The following is a 9,762-nucleotide window of genomic DNA, read 5'->3' on the forward strand; positions in this document are numbered from 1 at the left end:
TTCCGGCGACCGCCACGTATGGACTGGTCCAGTCCCACGCCTCGAGAGCCATCCATGAATTTCGATCGAAAGGCCGTCTTCGCCGTTGCGAAGGGCTGGCTTGCCGTCATCCTGGTCATCGCCGGCACGGCCGTCGCCGGCGCCGCCAGCTTCCAGCCGCTCGAGATCGTCACCAGGAACGGTGTGCAGGTGTTCTCGGTCGAGATGGCGACGACGGAGGAGGAGAAGCAGACCGGCCTGATGTACCGCAAGGAACTGGCGGACGGCAAAGGCATGCTGTTCGACTTCAATCCCGAGCAGGAAGTGTCGATGTGGATGAAGAACACCTATGTCTCGCTCGACATGATCTTCATCCGCGCCGACGGCCGCATCCTGCGCATCGCCGAAAGCACCGAGCCGTTGTCGACCAAGATCATCTCGTCCCGGGGGCCCGCGCGGGCCGTGCTGGAGGTGGTGGCGGGGACGGCGCAGAAATACGGCATCCGCGTCGGCGACCGCGTCGGCCACCCGCTGTTCGGCGGCAAATAGGGCCGGCGGCGAGGGCGCTGCGAGCCTTGCTGGCGCGTTTAGGAAGCTTGCTGGCGCTTTGGGAAGCGTGTATCGACGGGGCTCGCCGGACATTCGGGGTATAGCGCAGCCTGGTAGCGCGGCAGTTTTGGGTACTGCAGGTCGTTGGTTCGAATCCAGCTGCCCCGACCAGTCCCGACCTGATGCTTCGGGCCTTTGGGACGCCTCAGAACCACAGCCAACCGGCGAGGCGCCAGGCGACCCAGGCGAGGGCGCAGATCCAGCCCAGCATGACGATCCCGGCGACGCCGAGCCCGCAGAGTGCGAACAGCGAGCTTCCGGCGTCCGGCACCTCGGAGAGTTTCTCGGTCGTATCAACCTGGCTCACAGCGTCCCCCTGCCTTGCGGCCTGCTCTTCGTTGGTCTCTGCGCATTCGCTAAAATTCACTGGCCGCGCTCCAGCTCACACGGACGTGAGACGGTTGGCTGTCCCTGCAGGCGCGCATGCGTTGATGGAGCATGCCTTCGGATGCACGGACAGGTGGGAAAAAGCTGCAACACGCTGCGCAGTAAAAGGTTGCCGGCGGGTCGGCCGGAAATGCGCAGCAAAGGAATTTTTCGCGTCTCCTGCGCCTGCTTGGCGGGCCCGCTGCGTTGAAAGAGGACAAGGCGCGCCATCGCGCTGCGCCCGTGTTTCCCCGAGCGAGGTCTCGATGTCGATCAGTGCGATTGCTTCAACCAGTGCGTCGGTGACGACGGCCCCGTCGACCGCGGCGACGACGTCCTCCGCGGCTTCATCGACATTGGCGACATCGTCCTCGACATCGGCGACGTCGTCCGCGCAATCGGCGAGCGGAAGCTCGGGATCGGGAGGCGGTGGCGGCTCGGCCAAGAGCATCGTCAGCGAGGTCTCCACCACCGTAGGCGGCATCACCACCACGACGATCACCTATTCGGACGGCACGACCGAGGTCCAGACCTCGACCAGCGCGCAAGGCAGTCAGGATCAGCAGGCGGGGCAGACCTACAACGCCCAGGGCACGATCGGCGCCAGCGCCCAGGCTGCGTCCAGCGCCAGCTCCGGCGCAAACACGGACGTCTGAGCGAAGCTGAGCGCCGGCCAGGGCACGCGGCTTGCTGCGCTTCCAGGAACTCCGGCAAACCGATGCCCGAAGCCTCCTAATCCTCGGCGCTCATCCTCTGCACAGCGCTACTTCTGCGCGATTTTTCAAGGCATTGGAGCGGAGCGGCCGGGCGCAGAATTCGAAAACTTCATCGAACCTTTGGGCGTCGCCATAGACAAATGAGTGTTGGGGATTTCAGCGCCCAATGCCTAAACGGACGCCGCCAAGCGATGATATTACGCTTGCGCGGCGTTGCGCTTTTCAAGCGAGGCGAAGAGCGGTTCGCGTCGACAAGACGCTTCAAGCCAAAAATCCGGTGCTTCGGTTCTGATGCAATCAGATCCGATCATGCTCCGGCAATCAGTTCGTGGCGTACCAGCCGAATGGAAACGGCAGGAACGGCCAGACCAATTGATTGTCGTTGGCGGCCTTCGGCGGCGTCTTTGCGAGCGGCGTATGCGGGGTCGATCGCAGCGCCAGGCGCAGACATGCACATTGCAAATACATTGTGGTCGCCCCAGCCCGTCAATATTTTTCAAAATTCGTGTCGGCTAAAAAAATCACCGCGCGCCCTCAAAACGGCGCGCTCATTCTCAAATCGTGCATCCAGTGTAGAAAAATTGGCGCCGGCTTACAACCGGTCTCGCCGCTCGGCCACAACAAGTAAGGTTGATCGGTTAGGTTAAGGGCGAGCGGTTGTTGCGGCCGCTTTGGCGGCTGCTATCAGATCGTTCCGGCTCGCGATGGGCTGCCTGAAATCTGTGCTCACACGAGATCACGGTTCGTCGCCGCGCTCGTATCTTGTGAGTTCTGCATCATGTCTTTCGATCGCAACGTCCGAACGGTCGGCCAGCAGTCGAGCTGGACCGAGATCTGGCACCTCTGGACCGTGATCGTGCCGCGCCGCTCGATCAACGGGCAGCTCGTGGTCGGCAAGGTCTGGCGCCGCCACGACGGCCGCGACTGGATCTACAAGAAGTTTACCGAGTACGACAGCGAAGCCGCCTGAAGGAAAGATCGTCATCCCGCTTTCAGGTTGGTGCCTGCACGCGCGGCAGCGGCACTTTGAAGTGACGTTTCGCGTAGGCGATGATTTCGTTGTCGGAGGGATGATCGGCCGCTTCCACTGCGGCAATCCGCTTGGCGACATCGGGAGCATGGGCGCGAATGTGACTGGCAAGTTCGGTCTTCGCGCTCGCCGGGCCGATGATCAGGACTTCGCCGGCATCGGCGAGGGCTTTGGTCACATCAGCGTAGAACGTCTTGTCGGGTGCGGCATGGCCGCTGCCGGTCACATTGGCCTTGTGATGGAGATGACGCGTCGCCAGTTGCGGATGCAGCGTGATTTCGTCGGAGCCGCTCAGGCCGAGATGGAAGATCCGGGCTTGCGAGTGGTCGATCCACACCACGGCGTGAAAATGAGAGGGCATGTGCTTTGGCCTTGTCCGAGGAAGCCGCCGACATCGGTGCGGCGATACGAGTCGCAGCAACACTAGGTCGGCCGGTGCCGGCTTTGGTTGACGCAGGTCAACCCGATCTCGGATGAACGGCCGAACCGACAGGGGCATCGAAACGGCACGCCCGGACGTTCCCGGTTCAGGCGGCCTTCGCGGCAGCCGGCTTGGGCGGCGGCGGTTTCAGCGGCTTGTCCTGCTTCTTCGACCACGAGATGTAATAGGCCACCGTCGTCATGATCGCGATGCCGGCGACGCTGACGAAGATCTGCGCGAACAGCGAGCCCGAGCTCATCGACAGCTCGAAATGCCCGACGAAGGACAGGAACACGCCGACGCAGAACACGGCGAGCGACTGCTGGCCGCACACGATCACCGGATCGAATATCCTCCACTCCAGGCCCGGCCAATCCTTGGGCAGGAAGCGGATCACCAGGATCACGATCACGACGAAGTGGATGAAGCGGTAGGGCGCCAGGTTGGTCTTGTCGTTCGGGTTGAAGGCCGAGAACAGCCATTCCGGGAACATGCCGCCGAGGGTCGGGAAGCGGCCGGCCATGGTCATGAGCAGCGCGAAGGCGAGATAGCCAAGGCAAAGCCACAGCGTGATCGGCGAGTTGATCACCGCCCCTGACCGCTGCGCACCGCCCATGGCGCACCAGGCGCCGAACACGAACAGCACCTGCCAGCAATACGGATTGAAGTACCACTGGCCGGCCGGGTAGGCGTTCAGATTCCAGCCGAAGTGGCGCGCAGAGAGCCACAGCACGATCGACAGCGCCATCGTCAAATCGGGCTTGCGCAGCATGAACCACAGCACCGGCGGAAACAGGCCCATCAGCACGATGTAGAGCGGCAGCACGTCGAGATTGAGCGGCTTGAAGCGCAGGAACAGGCCCTGGCGCAGCGTCTCGGTGGCGTTGTCGACGAGGCCGGCGACATTGAACTCGTTGATCATCTCGGAATCGCCGAAGCGCAGCGCCAGATAGCTGATCGAGGCGATGTAGATCACGAACAGGATGATGTGGGCGACATAGAGCTGCCAGACCCGCTTGGTCAGCCTCGTGGCGCCGACGAGAAAGCCGCGCTCCAGCATCATCCGCGCATAGACGAAGGTGGCGGTGTAGCCGGAGATGAAGACGAACAGGTCGGCGGCGTCGGAAAAGCCGTAATTGCGGGTGGTGATCCAGTTCACCACGTTGTCCGGGATATGGTCGAGGAAGATCGCCCAGTTTGCGACGCCGCGAAACAGGTCGAGCCTGAGGTCACGGCCCTTTTCCGGGAGCGTGGCGTTGATGTTCAGGAAGGACATGCGACGGAAGCTTTCGGAGGGGACGGATACGCTGATGTCGGCGAGGCAGGTCCGCCGGGCGGGATCCCGGCGCGGAAGGCGGGTACGCAATTGTCACGGTGCAGCATAATGACTATACCCATAAGCAGGGCGCCCGGGAGCCGGAATCACTGAACAGTTCCTGAAAGGCGTCTCTATACTATGCCCGCGGTTTCCACCAACTGCCACCGTGACGCATCGAAATCGAACGAAAAGACGAAGAGGCCCGGACGACCATGACCGCACGCATTTTCAAGCCCGCCAAGAACGCGATGCAATCCGGCCGGTCCAAGACCAAGGAATGGCAGCTCGACTACGAGCCCGAGCAGCCGCGTGCGGTCGAGCCGCTGATGGGCTGGACCTCGTCCGGCGACATGAAGCAGCAGATCACGCTGCGCTTCCACAGCAAGGACGAGGCTGTCGCCTATTGCGAACGCAAGGGCATCGCCTACCAGGTAATCGAGCCGCAGGAATCGGTGCGACGCCCGGCCGCCTATGCCGACAATTTCTCGTTCCGTCGCGGCGAGCCCTGGACGCATTGAGGGGCGGCACATTCTGTCGGCACGTCATGCCCGGGCTTGTCCCGGGTATTCGCGTTTTGGGAGCGGTGCTCCTGACAGCGAAAGGTTGACGGACCAGCGCGGCCTGCATGGTTCGAGACGCCCGCTTTGGCGGGCTCCTCACCATGAGGGTCAGAAATCTCGCTGCGCAACGCGACCTTATCCTGAGGGCCCGGTCCCGCTATTCCAGCCCTGTGCGCGCCCAAGGTGGTTGGCACGAATTCCGCCGCGTGCTTCGCTGCCCGCCCTCAAGGGCTATGACGAGGTGGGCTATGGCGGGGCGTGACCAGCTCGACGGTGTCGATCTGAAGATACTCTCCGAGCTTCAGCAGGACGGGCGGGTTCGCAACAACGAGCTGGCGCTTCGCGTCGGTGTGTCCGGGCCCAACTGCGTGCGGCGGCTGAAATCGCTGTTCAGCCGCGGCGTGATCCGGGCGGTGCGCGCGGTCATCGACGAGCGGCTGCTCGGCTATGAGGTGGTGTCGTTCGTCTCGATCCAGCTCGGCAGCCAGGCCCAGCCGGTGCTGGAGGCGTTCGAGAACTCGATCGCAGCGATCCCGCGCATCCAGCAGTGCTGGCGGATTTCGGGCGACACCGACTACCTCCTGAAATGCGTGGCGCCGAGCGTCGAGAGCATGCGCCAGCAGCTGCTGCATTTCGCCGCGATGCCGAACGTCAAGAACGTTCGCAGCTTCCCTGTGCTGGGGGTGGCGAAAGATGTGCCGCTGCCGTTGCAGGGCATCATGGCGGCGTCGGCAGGATAGCGGCGCGCTCGCTCGCCTCACCGATACCTGCCGCGAAACTCGCTCGGCGAGGTGCCGGTCCAGGTGCGGAAGGCGCGGGAAAAGCTCTTTTCGTTGCGGAAGCCGGCGATCTCCGCGATCCGCTTGATCGGGGTGCGGCCGCGCATCAATTCCTGTTTGGCGAGCTCGAACTTTGCCTCCTCCTTGAGACCGCGCAGCGATGTCGCTTCCTCGCGCAGGCGCCGGTGCATGGTGCGGGTGGAGAGGGCCAGCTCGCTCGCGACGTCCTCGGCGCCGAGGCTGCGTCCGCGCGCATTGCGCAGCACGCGGCGGACGCGCTCGACCAGCAGCCGGTCGCGGCGGTAGGGCAGCACGGTCAACCGCAACGCGCCCTTGAGCATGTTGTCGAGATCGGCCGCGCTGCGGGTGAGCGGCAGCGAGAGATAATGCTTGTCGAAGACGATGCGGGCGCGGTCCGCATCGAAGCTCAGGTTCCTGCAAAAGATGGTCGGATAGACCGAGACATGGCCGGGCTCGGCATGCGGGAATTCCGCCGTGCGAAGCGCGATCCTGGAATCGACCGCCCAGCAGGAGAAGCCGAGCACGTAGCGGAGCAGGGTGACCAGGCAGAACTCGCGTAGAGGCCCGAGGTCGCGCAGCTCCCTGATCGACACGACCGCGGTTTCCTCGTCGATCGAAAGATCGAGCAGCACGTCCTCCGTCAGCAGGCGATGATGCCGGCACCAGCGCCTGAGCGCGACTTCCAGCGTTGGCGCCGTGATCGAGGCGCGGCACAGCATGCCGTAGGTGCCGAAGGGCAGCCGGCGCGAGAACCAGCCGAGCGCCTCGTCGTCGAGCTCGCGCATGGCATGGCCCGCCAGCGCCTCGAACTGGGCCGCCGTGACCCGCCCATCCGGAGAATTGACAAGGTCTGGCGTTACCTGGCCCCGGCTCAGCGCCTCCGCGGGATCGCGGCCATATCGCTCATAGGCGGCAACCACGCCGCGCACGAAGGCGGCGGGGGTCACGGCGCGGCGCGGGATTGCGGTGGCGGCTTGAAAAGGCATCGAAACTCCCCAGGGAAAATCCTCGCCAAGTTTGGCGGAAAATGCAACCTTTTCGACCGCAAGAGGGCCAAGACCCCGCTAGGTTCGGTGACCAAAATACGGAGGAATCGCCGTGAACATCCCGAGCATCGATTTCGATCTGGGCGAAGACGTCAGCATGCTGCGCGACACGTTGCGCGCCTTCGTGGAGGCGGAGATCGCCCCGCGCGCCGCCGAGATCGAGAAGGCCAATCTGTTCCCGGCCGACCTCTGGAAGCGCCTTGGCGACCTTGGCCTGCTCGGCATGACCGCGCCGGAGCAATATGGCGGCTCGAACATGGGCTATCTCGCTCATATCGTCGCCATGGAGGAGATTTCACGCGGCTCCGCGGCCGTGGGGCTGTCCTACGGCGCCCATTCCAACCTCTGCGTCAACCAGATCCGCCGCAACGGCAACGACGCGCAGCGCGAGCGCTATCTGCCAAAGCTGATTTCCGGTGATTACGTCGGCGCGCTGGCGATGTCCGAGCCGGGCGCCGGCTCCGACGTCATCTCGATGAAGCTGCGCGCCGACAAGCGCGGCGACCGCTACGTGCTCAACGGCTCCAAGATGTGGATTACCAATGGCGGCGATGCCGACGTGCTGGTCGTCTATGCCAAGACCGATCCGGCGGCGGGACCGCGCGGCATGACCGCCTTCCTCATCGAGAAGGGTTTCAAGGGGTTCACCCACGGCCAGCATCTCGACAAGCTCGGCATGCGCGGCTCCAACACCTATCCCTTGTTCTTCGACGAATGCGAGGTGCCGGAGGAGAACGTGCTCGGCAAGGTGGGGGAGGGCGTCAAGGTGCTGATGTCGGGCCTCGACTACGAGCGCACAGTCCTGTCGGGTGGCCCGCTCGGGATCATGGCGGCCTGCATGGACGCGGTGGTGCCCTACATGCACGAGCGCAAGCAGTTCGGCCAGCCGATCGGCGACTTCCAGCTCATGCAGGGCAAGCTTGCCGACATGTACGCGACGTGGCAGGCCACGCGCGCCTATGTCTACGCGGTGGGAAAGGCCTGCGACCGCTCCAACCATGCGCGGACGCTGCGCAAGGACGCTGCGGCTGCGATCCTCTATTCCGCGGAGAAGGCGACGTGGATGGCGGGCGAGGCGATCCAGGCGCTCGGCGGCGTCGGCTATACGTCCGAATTTCCGGTCGGACGTCTCTGGCGCGACGCCAAGCTCTACGAGATCGGCGCCGGCACCTCGGAGGTGCGCCGCATGCTGATCGGCCGCGAACTGATGGCCGAGACGGCTTAAGCCTTCACGCAATTGGAATTGCCGCGAAATGGGTCCAACCTGTTCGCGGCCCTCACCAGATCACCAGAAAACGCGGGACCTCCATGCCGCTCCATTCCAGCATCGACACGTCTTCATCGGACTTTGCGCGCAATTCCGAGGCCATGCGCACCCTTGTCGCGGACCTGCGCGAAAAATTGAGCCAGGTCGCCGGTGGCGGCGGCGAGACTTCGCGCAACCGCCACACCTCGCGCGGCAAGATGCTGGCGCGCGAGCGGGTCGACCTGCTGGTCGATCCCGGGACCTCGTTCCTGGAGCTGTCGCCGCTCGCGGCCTATGGCCTCTATGGCGGCGACGTGCATTCGGCGAGCGTCGTCACCGGAGTGGGGCGCATCTCGGGCCGCGAATGCGTGATCGTCGCCAACGACGCCACCATTAAGGGCGGCACCTATTATCCCATGACGGTGAAGAAGCATCTGCGTGCGCAGGATATCGCGCGGCAGAACAACCTTCCTTGCGTCTACATGGTCGATTCCGGCGGCGCCTTCCTGCCGCTGCAGGACGAGATCTTTCCTGACGAGCGCCATTTCGGCCGGATCTTCTACAATCAGGCGCAGATGTCTTCGCAGGGCATTCCGCAGATCGCGATCGTGATGGGCTCCTGCACGGCCGGCGGCGCCTATGTCCCCGCGATGTCGGACGAGAGCATCATCGTGCGCAATCAAGGCACCATCTTCCTAGGCGGCCCGCCGCTGGTGAAGGCTGCAACCGGCGAGGTCGTCACCGCGGAAGAGCTCGGCGGCGCCGACGTGCATTCGCGCCAGTCGGGCGTGACCGATCACTACGCCCAGAACGACGCCCATGCGATCGGCATCGCCCGGCGCATCGTGGGTACGCTCAAGCCGTCGACGCGGCCAAACCTCAACATGCATCCGACGCGCTATCCGCTGTTTGCGGCGGAGGAGATCTATGGCGTGGTGCCCGTTGACGGCAGAAAGCCGTTCGACGTGCGCGACATCATCGCACGGCTCGTCGACGGCTCCGAGTTCGACGAGTTCAAGAAGCTCTACGGCACGACGCTGGTCTGCGGCTTCGCCCACATCTGGGGCTACCCGGTCGGCATCATCGCCAACAACGGCATTCTGTTCAGCGAGAGCTCGCTGAAGGGCGCGCATTTCATCGAGCTGTGCTGCCAGCGCGGCATTCCGCTGGTGTTCCTGCAGAACATCACCGGCTTCATGGTCGGCAAGAAATACGAGGCCGGCGGCATCGCGCGCGACGGAGCGAAACTCGTGACGGCGGTCGCGACCGCCTCGGTGCCGAAATTCACCGTCGTAATCGGCGGCTCTTATGGCGCCGGCAATTACGGCATGTGCGGCCGCGCCTATTCACCGCGTTTCCTGTGGATGTGGCCGAACGCGCGCATCTCGGTGATGGGCGGCGAGCAGGCCTCGATGGTGCTGAGCCAGGTCCGCCGCGACAATATCGAGGCCAAGGGCGGTAGCTGGTCGAAGGAAGACGAAGAGACGTTCCGCAGCCCGATCCGCGCGCAATACGAGAGCCAGGGGCATCCGTATTATGCGACCGCGCGGCTGTGGGACGATGGCGTGATCGACCCGGCCGACACCCGCCTCGTGCTCGGTCTTGGCCTCTCGGCGGCGTCGAATGCGCCGATCGAGCCGACGACATTCGGCCTGTTCAGGATGTGATGCG

Annotated in this window: 12 protein-coding genes and 1 tRNA gene; 8 read left to right on the plus strand and 5 right to left on the minus strand. The window is 64.1% G+C overall.

Going from position 1 to position 9,762, the window contains the following annotated elements; translation table 11 throughout:
- The first annotated feature begins 54 nt into the window (after window positions 1–54).
- Both NR187_RS25875 and NR187_RS25880 read left to right on the plus strand, forming a co-directional pair.
- Window positions 55–528, plus strand: a complete 474-nt coding sequence (locus tag NR187_RS25875; protein WP_256808116.1) for a DUF192 domain-containing protein — start codon at window positions 55–57, stop codon at window positions 526–528.
- 94 nt (window positions 529–622) lie between these two features.
- A tRNA-Pro gene (locus tag NR187_RS25880) sits at window positions 623–699 on the plus strand.
- A gap of 34 nt (window positions 700–733) precedes the next feature.
- Here the strand turns inward: NR187_RS25880 and NR187_RS25885 are convergent.
- A complete protein-coding gene (locus NR187_RS25885) occupies window positions 734–895 on the minus strand; it encodes an RNA-binding protein (protein ID WP_256808117.1) in 162 nt (53 codons plus the stop codon).
- A gap of 325 nt (window positions 896–1,220) precedes the next feature.
- Between NR187_RS25885 and NR187_RS25890 the strand changes: the two genes are divergently transcribed.
- On the plus strand, window positions 1,221–1,610 hold the full coding sequence (locus NR187_RS25890) for a hypothetical protein (protein ID WP_256808119.1): 390 nt from the start codon (window positions 1,221–1,223) through the stop codon (window positions 1,608–1,610).
- A 381-nt stretch (window positions 1,611–1,991) separates the two neighbouring features.
- Here NR187_RS25890 and NR187_RS25895 read toward each other — a convergent pair whose 3' ends face one another.
- Window positions 1,992–2,138, minus strand: a complete 147-nt coding sequence (locus tag NR187_RS25895; RefSeq protein ID WP_256808120.1) for a hypothetical protein — start codon at window positions 2,136–2,138, stop codon at window positions 1,992–1,994.
- Between the two features lie 310 nt (window positions 2,139–2,448).
- Between NR187_RS25895 and NR187_RS25900 the strand changes: the two genes are divergently transcribed.
- Window positions 2,449–2,640 carry a hypothetical protein gene (locus NR187_RS25900; RefSeq protein WP_211385746.1) on the plus strand — a complete coding sequence of 64 codons (192 nt, stop codon included), beginning with the start codon at window positions 2,449–2,451 and terminating at the stop codon, window positions 2,638–2,640.
- Window positions 2,641–2,662: 22 nt separating this feature from the next.
- On the opposite strand, the gene NR187_RS25905 is transcribed toward NR187_RS25900, so the two are convergent.
- On the minus strand, window positions 2,663–3,061 hold the full coding sequence (locus tag NR187_RS25905) for a translational machinery protein (RefSeq protein WP_211385747.1): 399 nt from the start codon (window positions 3,059–3,061) through the stop codon (window positions 2,663–2,665).
- A 166-nt stretch (window positions 3,062–3,227) separates the two neighbouring features.
- On the minus strand, window positions 3,228–4,397 hold the full coding sequence (locus NR187_RS25910; RefSeq protein ID WP_256808121.1) for an OpgC domain-containing protein: 1,170 nt from the start codon (window positions 4,395–4,397) through the stop codon (window positions 3,228–3,230).
- A gap of 254 nt (window positions 4,398–4,651) precedes the next feature.
- Here NR187_RS25910 and NR187_RS25915 point away from each other — a divergent pair, with 254 nt between their 5' ends.
- Together NR187_RS25915 and NR187_RS25920 are read left to right on the plus strand one after the other, a co-directional pair.
- Window positions 4,652–4,957, plus strand: coding sequence for an ETC complex I subunit (locus NR187_RS25915; protein ID WP_211385749.1), 306 nt, complete (start codon window positions 4,652–4,654; stop codon window positions 4,955–4,957).
- A gap of 290 nt (window positions 4,958–5,247) precedes the next feature.
- Window positions 5,248–5,739: an Lrp/AsnC family transcriptional regulator gene (locus NR187_RS25920; RefSeq protein ID WP_211385750.1), complete on the plus strand. Its 492-nt coding sequence runs from the start codon at window positions 5,248–5,250 to the stop codon at window positions 5,737–5,739.
- A gap of 17 nt (window positions 5,740–5,756) precedes the next feature.
- Here NR187_RS25920 and NR187_RS25925 read toward each other — a convergent pair whose 3' ends face one another.
- Window positions 5,757–6,785 carry an AraC family transcriptional regulator gene (locus NR187_RS25925; RefSeq protein ID WP_211385751.1) on the minus strand — a complete coding sequence of 343 codons (1,029 nt, stop codon included), beginning with the start codon at window positions 6,783–6,785 and terminating at the stop codon, window positions 5,757–5,759.
- Between the two features lie 112 nt (window positions 6,786–6,897).
- Here NR187_RS25925 and NR187_RS25930 point away from each other — a divergent pair, with 112 nt between their 5' ends.
- Together NR187_RS25930 and NR187_RS25935 are read left to right on the plus strand one after the other, a co-directional pair.
- The gene (locus NR187_RS25930) at window positions 6,898–8,070 is read left to right on the plus strand and encodes an isovaleryl-CoA dehydrogenase (RefSeq protein WP_256808122.1); all 1,173 of its coding nucleotides are present in this window, start codon (window positions 6,898–6,900) and stop codon (window positions 8,068–8,070) included.
- An 83-nt stretch (window positions 8,071–8,153) separates the two neighbouring features.
- Window positions 8,154–9,758, plus strand: coding sequence for a carboxyl transferase domain-containing protein (locus NR187_RS25935; protein WP_256808124.1), 1,605 nt, complete (start codon window positions 8,154–8,156; stop codon window positions 9,756–9,758).
- Window positions 9,759–9,762: the final 4 nt, after the last annotated feature.

Source organism: Bradyrhizobium sp. Bra64, from assembly GCF_024519875.1.
Taxonomy (GTDB): Bacteria; Pseudomonadota; Alphaproteobacteria; order Rhizobiales; family Xanthobacteraceae; genus Bradyrhizobium; species Bradyrhizobium japonicum_G.